Annotated in this window: 17 protein-coding genes, 1 tRNA gene and 2 pseudogenes; 4 read left to right on the top strand and 16 right to left on the bottom strand. The window is 43.4% G+C overall.

Annotated features, from left to right (window positions below; genetic code table 11):
• Positions 1-604: ribulose-phosphate 3-epimerase (gene rpe, locus Q0191_RS02610; protein ID WP_297663575.1), on the bottom strand; the 604-nt coding region annotated here is incomplete at its 3' end.
• Positions 605-618: 14 nt separating this feature from the next.
• Positions 619-1,497 (bottom strand): ribosome small subunit-dependent GTPase A, encoded by an 879-nt coding sequence (gene rsgA / locus Q0191_RS02605; protein ID WP_297663574.1) that lies wholly within the window; start codon positions 1,495-1,497, stop codon positions 619-621.
• 99 nt (positions 1,498-1,596) lie between these two features.
• On the opposite strand from rsgA, the gene Q0191_RS02600 reads away from it, so the two are divergent.
• Positions 1,597-1,679, top strand: a tRNA-Leu gene (locus tag Q0191_RS02600).
• Between the two features lie 117 nt (positions 1,680-1,796).
• On the opposite strand, the gene rsmA is transcribed toward Q0191_RS02600, so the two are convergent.
• From rsmA to Q0191_RS02570, 6 genes and pseudogenes are all read right to left on the bottom strand, one after another.
• Positions 1,797-2,669, bottom strand: coding sequence for a 16S rRNA (adenine(1518)-N(6)/adenine(1519)-N(6))-dimethyltransferase RsmA (gene rsmA, locus Q0191_RS02595; protein WP_297663572.1), 873 nt, complete (start codon positions 2,667-2,669; stop codon positions 1,797-1,799).
• A pseudogene (locus Q0191_RS02590) lies at positions 2,666-2,997 on the bottom strand (hypothetical protein). The gene rsmA and the pseudogene Q0191_RS02590 overlap by 4 nt, the downstream one beginning before the upstream one ends.
• Before the next feature lie 11 nt (positions 2,998-3,008).
• Positions 3,009-4,415 carry an SseB family protein gene (locus Q0191_RS02585; protein ID WP_297663570.1) on the bottom strand — a complete coding sequence of 469 codons (1,407 nt, stop codon included), beginning with the start codon at positions 4,413-4,415 and terminating at the stop codon, positions 3,009-3,011.
• 35 nt (positions 4,416-4,450) lie between these two features.
• The gene (locus Q0191_RS02580) at positions 4,451-5,305 is read right to left on the bottom strand and encodes an SDR family NAD(P)-dependent oxidoreductase (protein WP_297663568.1); all 855 of its coding nucleotides are present in this window, start codon (positions 5,303-5,305) and stop codon (positions 4,451-4,453) included.
• 11 nt (positions 5,306-5,316) lie between these two features.
• Positions 5,317-5,913 (bottom strand): ribonuclease M5, encoded by a 597-nt coding sequence (gene rnmV, locus Q0191_RS02575; RefSeq protein ID WP_297663566.1) that lies wholly within the window; start codon positions 5,911-5,913, stop codon positions 5,317-5,319.
• Complete coding sequence (locus tag Q0191_RS02570) at positions 5,879-6,649, bottom strand: TatD family hydrolase (protein ID WP_297663564.1); 771 nt, start codon at positions 6,647-6,649, stop codon at positions 5,879-5,881. Before Q0191_RS02570 ends, rnmV begins: the two co-directional genes overlap by 35 nt.
• 234 nt (positions 6,650-6,883) lie before the next feature.
• Between Q0191_RS02570 and Q0191_RS02565 the strand changes: the two genes are divergently transcribed.
• The 3 genes from Q0191_RS02565 to Q0191_RS02555 are packed head-to-tail and all read left to right on the top strand — an operon-like array spanning position 6,884 to position 9,008.
• Complete coding sequence (locus Q0191_RS02565) at positions 6,884-7,360, top strand: DUF2975 domain-containing protein (protein WP_041826919.1); 477 nt, start codon at positions 6,884-6,886, stop codon at positions 7,358-7,360.
• An 8-nt stretch (positions 7,361-7,368) separates the two neighbouring features.
• The gene (locus tag Q0191_RS02560) at positions 7,369-7,587 is read left to right on the top strand and encodes a helix-turn-helix transcriptional regulator (protein WP_005591644.1); all 219 of its coding nucleotides are present in this window, start codon (positions 7,369-7,371) and stop codon (positions 7,585-7,587) included.
• Positions 7,588-7,589: 2 nt separating this feature from the next.
• Positions 7,590-9,008 (top strand): DUF4153 domain-containing protein, encoded by a 1,419-nt coding sequence (locus Q0191_RS02555; RefSeq protein WP_297663559.1) that lies wholly within the window; start codon positions 7,590-7,592, stop codon positions 9,006-9,008.
• A gap of 555 nt (positions 9,009-9,563) precedes the next feature.
• Here the strand turns inward: Q0191_RS02555 and rpmH are convergent.
• The 8 genes and pseudogenes from rpmH to Q0191_RS02515 form a co-directional block, all read right to left on the bottom strand.
• Complete coding sequence (gene rpmH, locus Q0191_RS02550; RefSeq protein WP_000831905.1) at positions 9,564-9,698, bottom strand: 50S ribosomal protein L34; 135 nt, start codon at positions 9,696-9,698, stop codon at positions 9,564-9,566.
• Positions 9,699-9,837: 139 nt separating this feature from the next.
• Positions 9,838-10,470 (bottom strand): HI_0552 family protein, encoded by a 633-nt coding sequence (locus Q0191_RS02545; protein ID WP_297663551.1) that lies wholly within the window; start codon positions 10,468-10,470, stop codon positions 9,838-9,840.
• Positions 10,471-10,521: 51 nt separating this feature from the next.
• A complete protein-coding gene (gene jag, locus Q0191_RS02540; RefSeq protein ID WP_045500485.1) occupies positions 10,522-11,532 on the bottom strand; it encodes an RNA-binding cell elongation regulator Jag/EloR in 1,011 nt (336 codons plus the stop codon).
• An 18-nt stretch (positions 11,533-11,550) separates the two neighbouring features.
• Entirely contained in the window at positions 11,551-12,366 is an 816-nt protein-coding gene (locus Q0191_RS02535; RefSeq protein ID WP_005592102.1) for a YidC/Oxa1 family membrane protein insertase, read from the bottom strand.
• Positions 12,350-12,709 carry a ribonuclease P protein component gene (rnpA, locus tag Q0191_RS02530; RefSeq protein WP_297663546.1) on the bottom strand — a complete coding sequence of 120 codons (360 nt, stop codon included), beginning with the start codon at positions 12,707-12,709 and terminating at the stop codon, positions 12,350-12,352. Before rnpA ends, Q0191_RS02535 begins: the two co-directional genes overlap by 17 nt.
• A 330-nt stretch (positions 12,710-13,039) precedes the next feature.
• The gene (locus Q0191_RS02525; RefSeq protein ID WP_297663543.1) at positions 13,040-13,693 is read right to left on the bottom strand and encodes a DUF6287 domain-containing protein; all 654 of its coding nucleotides are present in this window, start codon (positions 13,691-13,693) and stop codon (positions 13,040-13,042) included.
• Between the two features lie 250 nt (positions 13,694-13,943).
• Positions 13,944-15,401: a glutamate--tRNA ligase gene (gene gltX, locus Q0191_RS02520; protein ID WP_297663541.1), complete on the bottom strand. Its 1,458-nt coding sequence runs from the start codon at positions 15,399-15,401 to the stop codon at positions 13,944-13,946.
• A 111-nt stretch (positions 15,402-15,512) separates the two neighbouring features.
• Positions 15,513-15,894, bottom strand: a pseudogene (locus Q0191_RS02515) (esterase family protein); the annotation flags it as partial.

Here is a 15,894-nt window from a genome sequence, read left to right as displayed (position 1 = left end):
AGACATAGCTACCTGCTACGAAAATATTGGCGCCAGCTTCTCTAGCCATCTGAATTGTCTTATCATCAATCCCACCGTCAACTTCAATATCAAAGTTCAGCTGATTGGCCTCTCGCAGAGCGACCAGTTCACGAATCTTACCCATGGTTTCGGGCAGAAAAGCCTGGCCGCCAAATCCTGGATTGACTGTCATAACCAAGACCTGGTCCACTAGATTCAAGACATTTTTAATCGCTTCGACTGGGGTTCCTGGATTGATAACCACACTAGGCTTGACGCCTGCCGCACGAATCTTCTGCAGAGCTCCATGAATATGCGGCGTCGCTTCCACATGGATGCTGATAATATCTGCACCTGCTCGAGCAAATTCCTCAATATGATGCTCAGGATTGGACACCATGAGATGGCAATCAAAAACCATCTTGCTGTGGGGACGCATACTGGCCACAACCCCAGCCCCAAAGCTGATATTGGGTACAAAATGACCATCCATGACATCCAAATGGGCATACTCCGCTCCGCTAGCTTCTAGCTTTTTCAACTCAGTCTCAAAATTAGCATAATCCGCACTCAGAACAGAGGGAGCAATTTTAAATATTTTCATGATGGTTCCTTTCTTTATTTAGGAAGTTTTTTAGCTGTCTTTTTATAGGTTTCACGACGATTCTCGATTTCACTGAGAAATTGCAGGTAATTTTCAAAACGAAAAGCTGCAATTCGCTCGGCTTCTACGGCTGGTTTGACAGCACAAGCCGGCTCATGTGTATGGGTACAAGTGCGGAATTTGCAGTCCCGACTGATTTCGGCAATTTCTGGAAAGGCAGCGTTCAGGTCTTCTGCCTTGTCTACTTCATAGTCTAAGGAAGAAAAGCCCGGAGTGTCCGCAATTTTTCCGCCATTCAGGTTATAAAAGCTAACCGCCCGTGTCGTATGGCGCCCCCGCCCCAGACTTTCAGAAATTTCTCCTGTTTCTAATTGCAAGTCTGGTGCAATTTTATTGAGCAGAGTGGATTTTCCGACACCGGTCTGGCCCATGAAAACAGTGATTTTCCCTGTCAGAAGTGGCAGTAACTCCTCACTGGTTTTAACGACTTCATAGCCGATGGCCTGATAGGCTTGTACATATATATCCAAGCTTCGCTCATCTTCAAGCAGGTCTAACTTGCTGATGTAGATAATAGGATGGATCCGCTTGTGCTCCAAAAGCACCAAAAAACGATCTAAGAGGTTGGCATTGAAATCTGGCTCCCTGGCACTCATGATGACAACTGCCTGATCAATGTTGACAATGGGTGGCCGCACCAAACTATTTTTTCGCTCGGCGATTTTTAAAATGTAGCCTTCAGAATCCTTGTCCGCTGAAAATTCGACATGGTCACCAACATAAGGCGTTTGCCCTTTTTTTCGGAAATTCCCACGCGCTCTCGTCTGATACACCTGCCCATCTGACTCTACATAATAAAAGCCAGCCAAGGCTTTGATAATTATTCCTTGCAAGACTGCTCCTTTAAAGTTAATACAATTATTATATCAAAAAAACATATATTTGGCTTTTACTATTGGCATTTTCAAAAAATATGTTATAATAAAAAGCAAGCGGAGGTGGTGGAACGGCAGACACGCATGCTTCAGGCGCATGTGCCCGTACGGGTGTGAGGGTTCAAATCCCTTCCTCCGCATCGAACAGGAACTCTTGTCCAAGTTGACAAGAGTTTTTCTTTTGAAAAACTATGAAAGCTTCTTGGAATTTCTTTCAGAAAAACCAGCTCTTTTCAAAAAGGGCTGGTTTTTAAATCTTATAATCCTTGTTTCTTCAAGGCATCCGCCAGACGGGCAAAATCTGCCAAAGTCAAGGCTTCTCCCCTGACACTTGGAGACAATTCAGCTTGCTCTAAAGCAGCTGTTAATTTATCCTTGGTATCCTCTGACTTTCCAAAATGACTAGTCAGGTTGTTCCAGAGAGTTTTCCGACGGTGAACAAAACTAGCCTTGGAAACCTTGAAAAAGAATTTCTCGTTCTGGACCGCCACTGCTGGCTGGTCTCTGCGAACCATCTTGAGAATAGCCGAATCCACATTTGGCGCTGGCACAAAGACTGTCCGCGGCACAATGAAGGCAACCTTGGCCGTCATGTAATACTGGACCGCAATCGACAAACTGCCGTAAGCCTTAGTATTTGGCTGAGCCGAAATTCGATCCGCCACCTCTTTTTGCATCATCACGACAAACTCACTAAAAGGAATCCCGCTCTCAATCAAATGCATAAGAATCGGCGTTGTAATGTAGTAGGGAAGATTCGCCACTACCTTGATAGGCAGGTCTGGATTCTTAAACTCAGCTATGTACTGGGCTAAATCAACCTTAAGAATATCCTGATTGACTACGGTCACATTGTCATAATCGCGCAGAGTATCCGCCAAAATCGGAACCAGGCGATCATCGATCTCAAAGGCCATGACCTCTGCGGCACTTTCCGCTAAAAATTCTGTCAAAGCCCCAATACCAGGACCAATTTCAATGACATTGACATTTTTATCAATCTCGGCTGTATCCACAATCTTCTGGAGGATGTTGGTATCCGTCAGGAAATTCTGACCGAACGATTTTTTGAAAGTGAAACCGTGACGCTCCAGAATGGCACGGGTCACACTATAATCTGCAATTCTCATGTTTTCTCTTTTCTATTAAAATAAGCTTCAGGTGTAGAATGGTAAGCTCAAATTGGTTGTCACCATTCGCCCCTTCAATCATTGTCTTTAATAAGGCATCTGCTTGAAGCGTCTCTTTTGTTTTTGTAAAGTAGGCTCCCTGTTCCCCATTGATATTGCGAAGCTCCCATGCAACATCATTTCCTTGAACAAGAGGGAGATAACTATCCTCTTCAAGAAAAGCAAAGAAAGCTTCAACTGTCATTTCTTCAGACACTTTATATTCTGTCTTATGTGGAACAGTGTCATCTCCCGCACTAACAGAGATTCTGTCAACTAGGATCTTCATTTTTACCTCTTCTACTGCTTTGGAGTATCATTTAGCTCGGCGCTTATTTTTTCCATTTCTTTGAAAGACTCTTGGCTTATGTAACATCCCGCTTTTAGATACTGTGTTCCATTGACAATGTAGTCAAACATAGCAATCATATTTCCTGCCGGCTCAATCATTCCGTCCCATTCTTCATCAAAAACCATCTGCAGACGTTTCCAGTCTGTAAAGAGTGAGATAGCTTGTCGGCCTTCTTTTCCTTCTCGAACTGGTAAATCTAGACTAGCCCCTCTTTCTAATATTACTTCCTTAGCCTCGTCGCTCGCTTCAGGGAAATTCTCCCCTCTTCGCACCGGAATGAGGAATTTAGCCTTAGGTACCGCCTTTGATAAGAAACCATAATAAAGCCTGTCAACCAGCTGTTTGTCTTCTGTATCTGGCTCACCTAGCTGTCCAAGTAAAAGTAGCCATCTCACTACATCAGGATTCCTAACAGGCACTTGGATCCAAGGAAGATTAGAAAAATCAGGTTCTTCTACCAAGCTTTGAGCCTTGATGCACACATCATCGGAATTCATGATAATTCCTAGCGCACCATTAAGGTAAAAAGCGGAGCCCAAAAAGTTTTTAATAGCCTCCTTGTCCTCTGTATTTTCAATCCGTCTCACTTCGGTATTTGGCTGACTGTCAAACGTTTCTTTGTAATGATGGTACCAACGAGAAGTTGAGAGGTGAATCAAAGGATCTGTACACAGGTAGCCATCATCCCCTCTGTCATATGTCTTTGAAAACATATAAGGCTCTCCTGTTAATTGCGAATAAATTACATAGACCTCATCTGCTTCAAGTAACTTGTCTCTGACAACTTCCTCAAGGTAGGCAATTTTAGCCAGATTTTTTTGATATTCTTCTTCACTCCCATTTTGTCGATTTTCTCTACAATCCCATAAGAACAAACGCAAAATTTCAACACTGTCTTCTAAACTAGCTCGCAGATAGTCTTCATTGCTCATATCTCCATTCTGCATTTCCACAAAAGATGTATAGAGGGCATCTGTATAACTAGATAAAAGCTGGCGCTCATCTATATTGGACGTGTAGAGAACACTCCCCTTTTTAAGTCGACCTGCGATTTCAGATGCAGCTACAACAATATGGGCAAGGGGCTCGTCTGTCAAGAAGTTAGAATCTTCTTTTCCATTGCTTAATTTTTCAACCGTCAGCACGCCAAAAGACTCAAAGCTTTCACCAGGATTACATACTTGTAGACGGTCGCCTAACTTTAAGTTTCCTTTCAATCGGCCCAAGATCAGTACCTGATCGGATTTTCCAAGCGTAAAAAAGTCAAACACTCCCAAAGAGGCGCTTGTTTCTTTTACAACTTCTTTTGTTGCTTCTATTTTTCCTTTTTTCTTCCCAAAATTAAACCAAGCCAATGCTATTCTCCTTATAGACTCTATTTTATAATTCTTTATGCGTTATCCTTTACGTAGGTCATTTGCCCTAGCAAGGTGTAAAGTTTTTTCTGCCCTTCTTCCTCGTAAGCAAATGCATTGGCCTTAACTTCTTTGCATTTCTCGTCATACAAAAATCCCTCATAGCCATCTTCTGTAGATAAGGCTGTATAGACTTTTGCCATTTCTTCAGGACTCATCGAAAATCTTGACTTAATTTTATACAGATTTTTCAAAAAAGTGCTAAGGTGATCATAGCGGCGCATATCTACTTTGACATTGGTCACACGGATTGCCTGAACCTTGATACCTTTCCACTGTTTCCGCATATAAAGCGACAGCATCAACAAGGCCAGCTTATTTTGATAATAAGTCTTAGCAGAGCTGTAATGTTTTTGACCAGATAAATTTTCAAAATCAAGCTTCATGAAAGGATAAAGCACCAGCCCTTGGGAAGAAATATTAACAATCCGACCACTTTCTGACTGTTCCAACAAGCCCTTCAACAAGATAGAAAGTAAAAAGGGAGCGCCCACATTGGTCGCAAATTGCTTTTCCAATCCGTCTTTGGTAAGAATCGGCTTTTTGACCGATAAATCAAAATCAGCCGCATTGTTAATTAAAACATCTAAAGTCTCTTCTTTTTGGATATACTGTTCTACCGCTTTCCTGACACTCTTCATCTCAGATAAATCAACCAAGATATAATCTACATGCGGATTTCCTGTTTGTTGACGGATTTTTTCACAGGCTTGCTCAGCTGCTTCTTTTCGCCGGCAAAATAGGGTCACTGACCACCCCTTTTCAGCTAACTGTTTAGCAGCCTGGTAGCCAATACCGCTATTGCCGCCCGTAATAATTACTTTTTTCATTTCTGACTCTGTTAGACCGAATATTTGAGCATGGTTTCTTCCACTTCCGCCAAAGTCACGCCAAACAATTCCAAGCGTTTAAGCAGCTGCTTGCCGTTAGAATAGCCGATGCGGAGCTCTTCGCCTAGATACTCTCGACGCTGACGGCTGTCGCTTCCCATGAGAAGGCCTAGCCGCATGAGGTCATTCTTTGTCACATCAAAATCACTGCTTGACTCAAAATGGCTGGTTACTCCAGCGAGGGCTATCTTTAAGTCTTCAAAACTCGCATGCTCAATGCCTAGCGAGCGCCCTTTGGTCTTAGACTTGGGAGCTGCTTCGTCACGCTTGAGAAAGGCATGTTGGACAGCGGGAATTTCCGTCATGATCAGACGGCGAATCCGCTCGCCATTGAAGTCAGGATCTGTAAAAACAATGACTCCATGCAAGTTCTGCAGGCGGCGAATCCGCTCGATATCTGCATCGCTAATGGCAGAACCTCTAGTTTCATAGGTCTCAACATCAAAATAGCGCTTGAGATTGGCTGTGTCATCACGCCCTTCCACAACGACCACTTGAGGGATTTTCATCTTCTCAGTCAAGCCCAAACACCTTCTTTGCATTTTCATAGGTCGCCTGCGCTACTTCTTCGACAGTCAGCCCACGAAGTTCTGCAATTTTCTCTACAACATAGCGGGTATAGGCTGTTTTGTTTTCTCGGCCGCGTTTGGGAACAGGCGCCAAGTAAGGTGCATCCGTCTCGACGAGGATTTTGTCCAAAGGCAGATTCTGTGCAGCTTCTTGAATATCCGTCGCTTTCTTAAAGGTGACAACTCCAGAAAAGGAAATCATCATCCCCAGCTCGATAAAGCGCTCTGCCATTTCCAAAGAACCCGAATAAGAGTGCATGATACCGCCACGAGGGCCTACACCCTCACTCTTGATAAGCTCATAGGTGTCCTCTAAAGCGTCGCGCGTGTGGACGACAAAGGGCAGATCTAACTCTTTGGACAGCTGGATTTGTCGGCGAAATACTCGCTCTTGCACTTCCTTGGACGCTGTCATCCAGTGATAATCCAGACCAATCTCGCCCAGAGCCACCACTTTTGGATGAGCAAGCTTGTCCAGCAGATAGACTTCCACTGCCTCATCATAAGTCCCAGCCTCAGTCGGATGCCAGCCAATCGTAGCGTAAATCTGCTCATAATTGTCTGCCAACTCCAAGGCGCGCTCAATGGTCGTCCGGTCAAAACCGACAACATTCATATTGCTGACATCCATTTTTGCAGCTAGCTGGAGCTCCTCTGCCTCTCGCCCGGCAAATTCTTCCACATTTAAATGCGTGTGTGTATCAAAAATTTTCATGCTTTACTTCCTTGTATTTCCTGCCTTTCATTATACCAAAAAAGTCAGTTAAAGGGGCAAGAGCTTTACTTTCTCTCCATCTATTCCAGCGGGTATTTATTATTTTTTCAACGCCTATAAAAAATAATTTTACTGTTTTTTGATAATTTTTTATTATTTTTCGATATTTTGTTATTGATTATCGATATATTTTGTGTTATAGTAAATAAAAATAGAAATTATTTGGAGGAATCCATGTCAAAGACAAGACAAAAAACAGCTGAAGATATAAGCATTGTGCTTACAAAAATCAGCCTCAGCATTTTATTTATTGCTTCCATTGTCCTGATAGCCATCGGGCCTTGGGTAGTCAGCCTAGTCATCGAATTTCCCTCACCTTTCTTTCAGGGAGAAAGTCGCTATTGGATATTGTTGCTTCTAGGCTATGTCTTGGGCTGTCTGGCTCTGACCTGTATCGTACATCTCTATCGGCTCCTCAGCCGCATCGGGAAAAATCAGGTCTTTATCAGACAGAATGTACAGTATATGCGCTATCTGGGCTGGGAAGTCGGAATGGTCGCCCTCATTTCTTTCTTTATGGGCTTGACAGTCTATATGCCCATGCTCCTCGTAGCCGTTTCTTGCTGCATTTTAACCTTGATTATTCGGGTTATCCGCAATGCTTTTGGCAAGGCAATTGAGCTACAAGAAGAAGTAGACTACACGATTTAGGAGGGACTATGATTCAGATAAATTTAGACCTTGTCATGGCTCAAAAACGGATTAGTGCTGGGCGCTTAGCAGAATTGATTGACCTCACCCCTGCCAACTTGTCCATCTTGAAAAATAACCGAGCCAAGGCAATACGTTTTTCAACACTTAATGCCCTTTGTCGGGAATTGGACTGCCAACCCGGCGATATTCTTGAATATATCACAGATGAAACTGAGGAGGAATAATCATGGAAACACCATTACAAGAACAAAGGACGGGGCAACCCTACCTTCCTTTTGAAAAAGGCGAAGAGCGAAAAAGCATCTTCTCAGCTTTAAACATAAAGGAACTGAAGAATTTTAGAATCAGCTCTCTCATTCTCTATTTTTTAGCCTACTTTTATACAGTTGCCATTGACGGCAACAAGAGCATTTACTTTTTTCCTATTGCGATTGGTTTGATTAGCCTGACCGAGTGGTTATTAAGAAAAACGCCGACAAGCTTGCCTCAAATCGAAAAGGAGGCCTCTGCCGGGCTCGAGTCCAATCTTTTCCTGATTCTCAGCCTGACTCAGGCACTGGCTCTCAGTATCTGGGGTTTTCACCCGCAATTAGAGATTTTTCAAGCTTTGACTCTCCACATCTCCTTTTCTTTTTATATCCTATCGAGGACCGGTTGGCTCAATCAAGGTCGCTTGGGGATCATGGTTTGGTACGATAGCATTCAGGCCTTTGTCATTCTACCTTTTAGAAACTTTTTCGCCGGTCTTCAGGTCTTTGCTCTGAGAGACAAGATTTCAGATACAACTACCGAAGACAGCGATTCTTCTAAAAAAGCAGTCCAAAGTACGATGATAGCAAGTAGCCTTCTTATTGCTGGTATGCTTGTCTTCTTCGTTTGGTCACAACTCAGCCAAGTCTCTGATCGATTTGCTCTTTTCTTTAGTGATACAGCTGATGCCTTGCATCTTTTCTTTGACTTGATTTTTGCTAATCTTGATACAGATGCCATCGCTCTTCGCCTCTTTTTGGCCCTACCTATCGGCCTTTATCTCTACAGTCTGATTGTTGGTGGCTTATTGAATCAAAAAAATATCAAAGTTACCTACCAAAGCTTCCAAAATAAAATTCAGCCACTGCGGATGTTCCCTGCTTTTACAGCCTATATCATCATCGGTAGTCTCTGCCTGACCTACGCTCTCTTTTTCCTCGTTGGTTTAGGAGAATTAAGCGAACTCCTTAGTGCTGGCACTAGCCTCCAAACCATTTCTCCACAAAATGCCTCAACCGTTGCTGTTGCTGGCTTCTGGCAACTCGTTCGTGTATCACTTCTAAATTTCGCTGTGCTAGCCGCCTTTTATTTGCTGGCTCAAAAACCTCTCTGGGACCAGAAAGGTACTCGTCTAGCCAGCACTATCCTCTTTATTTTCGCCTTTTTGCTGGCCTTGCTTGCTGGCTGGAAACTCTTTGGTATCTATATCTATCTTTATGGTCCAACACCATTGCGCCTGATTTCAGCCTGGTTTATCCTCGTTCTACTGGTCTGGTGTATTCTGACTCTGATTCGTTTCTACAAGCCCATCCAAGCGATCCGAATCGGTATCTTCTACGCCCTTATTAGTTTCACGCTACTTTGCTATCTCTATCCCCTGCTCTTAGCTGCTTGATAGAAAGCGTACTTACATTCCAAATAATCATCAAAAGAGGCTGGGACAAAAGTCCGACCTCAAATATAAAAAGCGAACAAAACTAGTTTTCTGGTAATCAGAATTCTGCTTTGTTCGCTTTTCGCATTTAATTATAGATTTGAAGGGCTTAATAATTAAGATTTTTAAAAATTGAAATCTTTTTGTCCCAAACTCCTCAATTGTCTTTGGATTGTCGAGCAAGACGCAGTGGTTGAGTAGGCTCTATTACGCTGATTTCATCAGCTTTTACAGCCCTACTCAACTGTGCGGAGGTGGGACGACGAAATCGAATTCTAACGAATTACCGATTTCTGTCCCACTCTCTTTTCTTTTATTCAAACTAGCTAATAAATACGCGAGAAACCTCCTAGACTAGCCCGTTTACCTTCCATTTCATGTAAAGTTCCTATTCTGCACGGACTCTTTCATAGCAATACTAGCCACCCTTAAACCATAGAAGCCTATTTTATCAAGAGCAATAGAAAAACCAGCGGTCTCGAGTCTCCACTGGTTTCTTTATGGTAATCGTTTGGATTATGCAGCCAAAACTTTGCGCCCTTTACGACGACGAGCTGCCAATACGCGACGACCGTTTTTAGTTGACATACGGTTACGGAATCCGTGTTTGCGCGCACGACGAAGTTTACTTGGTTGATAAGTACGTTTCACGATGAATACCTCCTCATAGATTTTGTATTCGTTTAGCCGGCTATAAAGTGATCAGTTACTAAACATACTTTACTATTCTATCGGATTCTCTCCTGTTTGTCAATAGTATTGAAAGAATTGTTTCTTTTTGGAAGCGAAATCATTCAAATCGTGTCGCTTCATAGAAGGGAATCAAGGCTGTCATAGCCTGCTCAAGCTCCGACAGAACTTGTTGCTTGCTCGTAGCCTCGGAAAGATTGACATCATATTTGATTAAAACCTTGCGGACTAATCCTGTAGCCACCTGCTGGCTTAGATACTGTCTATTTACCTCCGTAGCTTCGAAGCGTTGACTCACACCATCTATCTGGGCAAAATAGTAAGCTGGCGGTTGAATAGGCAGATTCAGTACCCGATTTTGCTTGCTGAGACTGTGCTCGTCTTTCTTGCGCTCCATGAAGCTCACCTCTAGCGAGACCCCAAAATCTTCTGCAGTCCCATACAAGCGCAGGGCGAACATAGGCTCTGTGATGTCCCCATAGCCTTTTAGATAATTCCAAAAATGTGGGCGTAAAATCTGAGCCTGATTCAGCCAATTGCTGGTCCGCTCCAGACTCAGCTTGGGATAGAGAGCCTGAAAGTCTCGGACCAAGTTCGCAAACTCCTGCCGAGCGGCCTGACCTCTAGCTTTCAAATCCAACATTGTCTCTCGCAGTTCTCCTGCCTTGTCTGGTGAAATGTATTTACTTCCTTGAACAGTCAAAAACGACTCAATAGCTGGAAAAAGTGACATAGAATTTTCTCCTTTCTGTATCTAAAAACCAGCTGAGCAGCTGGTTAAGATTTATTCCGAATCAATATCTACAACAACGTAGCGGTTAGGCTCATCGCCTTCTGAATAGCTAGTCACACCATCAATTCTTGAGATAATTCGGTGGATGATTTTACGCTCACTATTGGACATAGGATCCGTATGCTGGCTGCGACGGTCCTCTAGAGCACGCTGAGCCAATTTTTGCGCATAGCTTTGCAAAACTTCTGCCCGATGCTCCACATAGTCATTTACATTGATAGAAATGTAGAAACTCTTAGAATATTGATTGTAAAGATAATTCTGAGCCAACAGCTGCAAGGCTTTCAAGACTTTACCGTGGTAACCAATCACGCGCCCTGGCTCATTCGTATCGATTTGCATATTGATTGTCCGGCGATTGTGGCTACTAGAAAGAGTCGCTTCAACATCCATTTCATCCACAATCTTTTGCACATATGTGGTCACACTTGCGACAACTTCTTCAATATCACAATCATCCTCAACCTGGATACCCAAGTCAAAGAAGGACGACTCAGCTGGCTCTTGCTGACTAGGTGCCACTTCTGCTAAAGAGCTATCTTCCTCTGAGTCTTTCTGAGTCTGTGCTTCATCAACCGCTTGACTGGTCTTTAAGAAATCAATTGCACCTGTTTCTTCCAGAATGGTACTGGCGTCTTTATCGTTTTTAAGAATTTCAGCCTTGATTTTTTCTGAAACAGCTTCACCTTCGCCTTCGGCCTTTTTGATAGCTGTCACCACTCGCCCTAAGTCGACTGTTGCTTCACTAACACTCTGTACCGGCTCGTTTTGTGCATTGATTTCCTCAGGAACTCCTTTTACCGCCTGTTGGTTAGCCTTGGCCACAGTCGTTTCAGCAATCGGCTCCACATCTACCTGCGCAGGTTTCTTGCCAAATAAACCGAGAAAACCTTTCTTTTCACGCGAAACAACAGTAATATGTGCTCTCATTCGTGGGATATCCAGCGTTTTTAGTCCATTTTGAATCGCTTCTTCAACACTTGCTCCTGTAAAAATAACCATCTGCAAGAGTCCTCCTTTTTACTTTTTCTTTTTCTGTGCTTTTTGAAGGGCACGTTTTTTCTTCATTTCCAATTGGCGCTCCGCCTTTGCCTTCGCTTCACGTTCAGCAATGATCTTAAAAGGATTGCTCAAAAGCAAGGTCTGACCAACTTGATAGGCGTTGGAGACTGTCCAGTAAAGAGCAACCCCGCTGGCTGCATACACCGCAAAGAAGAAAATCAATACTGGCATCAGGTAGGTCATCACTGCTGTTCCACCATTTTTTTCTGGCAAGGCTTTATTGGATAGCCAAGTGCTAAAGAAAGTAAAGAGAGCAGCGAGAATAGGTAGGATAAAGGTCGGATCTGTTGTTCCTAGATTAAGCCAGAGGAAGTGACCTGTTTTTAGAAATTCAACTCGTGTCAGAGCTTGAAAAAGTGCCACAAGCACTGGCATTTGGATAAAGAGCGGAAGGAATGCAGCATAGGGATTGACTCCCATTTCTTTATAAAGCTTGCTGGTTTCCTCTGCCAAAGCTGCTCTGCTATCCATATCTTTGCCCGGATATTTTTCCTGAAGCTTCTTGATATGAGGCTGAACTTCCTGCATCTTTCTGGATGAGGTCGTCTGAAATTGAAAGACTGGCAACAAGACTGTCCGAATAATCAACGTAAAGAGAATAATCCCAATCCCTGTACTTCCATTGAAGGACAAGAATTGAATCATCTCCGCAAAGAAATAAACTAATTTCTCCCAAAAATCACTTGAATTAGCGGTCACTTCGCTGGTGCCACAAGCCGTCAGAATGAGCAGCGAAGCCGCTAAAAGAAATCCTATTTTACTCTTCTTTTTCACAAACAAATCCTTCCTGATAAATTTTTGCAACTTTCAAGACATGCAATAAATTTTGTTCCACTTGGTGGTAGTCCAAAGTTTCAACTCCCTTGCGGGCAATAACAACAAAGTCATCCTTGGTCAAATCTGCCCGATGCTGAATCAAGACATGACGAATCTTTCTTTTGATACTATTGCGGACAACTGCATTGCCCAGCTTTTTACTGACTGAAATCCCCACTCGAAAATGGCGCTGATCTTTTTCTAATTTATAAATGACAAACTTTCGATTGGCAAAATTCTGCCCAGCTTTAAAAATCGCCTTGAAATCTTTTTCGCTCTTGACGCGATAGTTTTTTCTCAAAACTCAACTCCATCCACCAAAATTAACTCTATTATACCATATTTTCCCAAAAAGCCAATAAGGGCTAGGGTTGCAATGCGAGCCCTCTTTTTGAATAGTTTTACCGAATGAAAGAAGTAGTTTGGAGAGAAGAAACCAGCCGCTCAGCTCCAAAAAAGAGTCTGGGACAAAAGTCCTAGCCTCTCAATTGTCTTTGGATTGTCGAGCAAGACGCAGTGGTTGAGTGGGCTCTACTACGCTGATTTCATCAGTTTTTACAGCCCTACTCAACTGTGCGGAGGTGGGACGACGAAATCGAATTCTAACGAATTACCGATTTCTGTCCCACTCTCATTTTACACGGTAAAAAACGTCTGGGTGCTCTGAGATGCCTTGGGCAATAATGAAGCGATCTCGATTGCTATCAGTCGGATCCTGCCCGCTAACAGTCTCTCCCGCTGGCAGCTTTTTCCCAGCGGGAATAATAGACAAGGCAGCACCTGTGAGATTATGCCAACGAATGCTTGTACGATAAATTCCATTTTCATCCATACCAGCGTAACCGAGCTCCAACTTAGCAACATCTGATACAAGTCCCTTGGCATCAAATGTATAAGTAACGCCATTGGCATCCTGCCAAGTACCAGCCATGCTAGAAAAGTCCCCAGAAGCAATGGCCTGCATATTTAAACTAGAGGTAGCGGCAGGTTCTCTTTCCTCCTTGCTTTCTGACTTAGCAGAAGACTCCTTAGTTGCTGGCTCCGAAGGTTCTTGACTGTTTTCCTGACCGCTAGAAATAGAAGTGTCCGAACTAGTTGTTTCAGTAGACAGCTCTGTCGAACTTTTGCTCGTCTCAGACTTTTTGGAAGAAGCTGAGCTGGTCGAGGTCGAGCTAACTTTGGAACTGCTAGAAGGCGATGTCGGTTTTTCTTTCTTTTGGCCGCAGGCCACTAACACAGACGATGCCACCAGAGTTCCAGCCAAGAGAATCATCCATTTTTTCATCTTTAGCACCTCGCAATATTTTCCTGTTCTTGTAACATTATTGTAACATAAATACAGCTTTTTAGAAAGCAAAAGGCTGGGACAAAAGTCCTAGCCTCTCAATTGTATTTGGATTGTCGAGCAAGACGCAGTGGTTGAGTGGGCTCTACTAGGCTGATTCCATCAGCTTTTACAGCCCTACTCAACTGTGCGGAGGTGGGACGACGAAATCGAATTCTAACGAATGACCGATTTCTGTCCCACTCTCATCTTATTGAATTTTTTTCAACATATTGTCGATATGCTGGATAGATTTTTCGCGGCCTAATAGATAGATGGTATCTGGCAATTCTGGACCGTGCATTTCGCCAGAAACAGCGATACGGATTGGCATGAAGAGGTTCTTGCCCTTGATACCTGTCTCTTTTTGGACGGCTTTGATTTGTGGGAAGATATTTTCTGTCACAAATTCTTCATCCGTCATTGCTTCCAGTTTCGCTTTGAAGGCTTCTAGAACAACAGGAACGGTTTCTCCTGCCATGACCTCGCGCTCAGCGTCTGTCAATTCTGGGAAATCTGAGAAGAAAAGATCTGTCAGAGGAACAATCTCATCTACTGATTTCATTTGTGGTTTGTAGAGTTCAACCAATTTCTCAGCCTTGTCGGTCAAGCGTCCTGCTTCTTCCAAGAATGGTTTTGCCATTTCAAAGATTGTTTCAAAATCCGCATTCTTGATGTACTCATTGCTCATCCAGTCCATCTTTTTCTGGTCAAAGGCCGCTGGAGATTTGCTGAGGCGGTTTTCATCAAAGAGTTTGATGAGTTCTTCACGAGAGAAGATTTCATGCTCGCCACCAGGATTCCAACCGAGAAGAGCGATAAAGTTAAAGACTGCTTCTGGTAAATAACCCTTTTTACGGTAGTCTTCGATAAACTGAAGGGTGTTGGTATCGCGCTTAGACAATTTTTTACCCGTTTCAGAGTTGATAATCAAAGTCATATGACCGAACTCTGGAGCTTCCCAACCAAGCGCCTCATAAACCATGAGCTGTTTTGGAGTATTGGCAATATGGTCGTCTCCACGGATAACGTGAGAGATTTGCATATCGTGGTCATCGATGACAACAGCAAAGTTGTAAGTTGGATAGCCGTCTTTCTTTTGGATCACCCAATCGCCACCGATATTTCCGCCTTCAAACTCAATTTCGCCCTTGACCATGTCCGTCCACTTGTAGATACCAGCTTCATTGACAGCCAGACGAACCGTTGGAATGATGCCTGCTGCTTCACGTTCTGCGATGTAAGCTGCTTTTTCATCTTCGCTCATGCCAAGATATTCATTGATGTAGCGTGGTGTTTCACCTGCTGCTTCTTGACGTTCGCGCTCAGCAGCCAATTCTTCTTCTGTAACGTAAGATTTGTAGGCTTTTCCTTCTGCTAGCAATTGGTCAATGTATTTTTGATACAATTCCAAACGCTCTGATTGGCGGTAGTTTTCATGTGTTTCAGGGCTTTCATCCCAATCCATGCCCAACCAACGAAGGTTTTCAAGCTGTGAACGCTCACCATCTTCGACATGGCGCTTGCGGTCAGTATCTTCAATACGGATAATAAAAGTTCCGCCATGATGACAAGCATAAAGGTAGTTAAAGAGCGCCGTCCGCGCATTTCCGATGTGTAATAGTCCTGTTGGACTTGGTGCATAACGCACTCGAATATCTTTTGTCAATTTTCGATCTCCTATTTGGGAATAGCAGGAATATCTTGCCCCTGCTTTCGTATTCAAACGTTATTATTATATCACATTCTCGATCCAGAATCCGCTGAATCGCATGATTTTTTAAGACAGTCTTTCTTCGAGGACAAAGTCAATTGGCAGCCAAGCTAAAACCTGCTCCATCTGCTTTTCCCAGTAGTACCATTCATGCGTACCCGGGCTATGGCTGTAGGTGATATCCATGCCTAATTCTCGCAGATTTTTCACAGCCACCTGATTGGCCTCGTAGAGAAAATCCTCTTCACCGCACCATGCCCAAAGCTTAGTCTTTTTATCAGATTGCTTGGCTATGCTCTCCAGCGAATGAGGACTGCTGGTCCAGTCTTTATAGTCTCCAAAAATCCCTCGCCAGTAGGCTGGTGTTGCTATTTCAACATCATCTGGATGACTATCAAGAAAACTCAAAGCGCCAGAAAGACTAGCCGCGTATGAAAAGCGGTTAGAC

Origin of the sequence: uncultured Streptococcus sp. (genome assembly GCF_938036805.1) — a bacterium.
Classification (GTDB): Bacteria; Bacillota; Bacilli; order Lactobacillales; family Streptococcaceae; genus Streptococcus.
The sequence above is the reverse complement of the archived record's forward strand: the minus strand, read 5'-3'. Positions and strand labels throughout refer to the sequence as shown.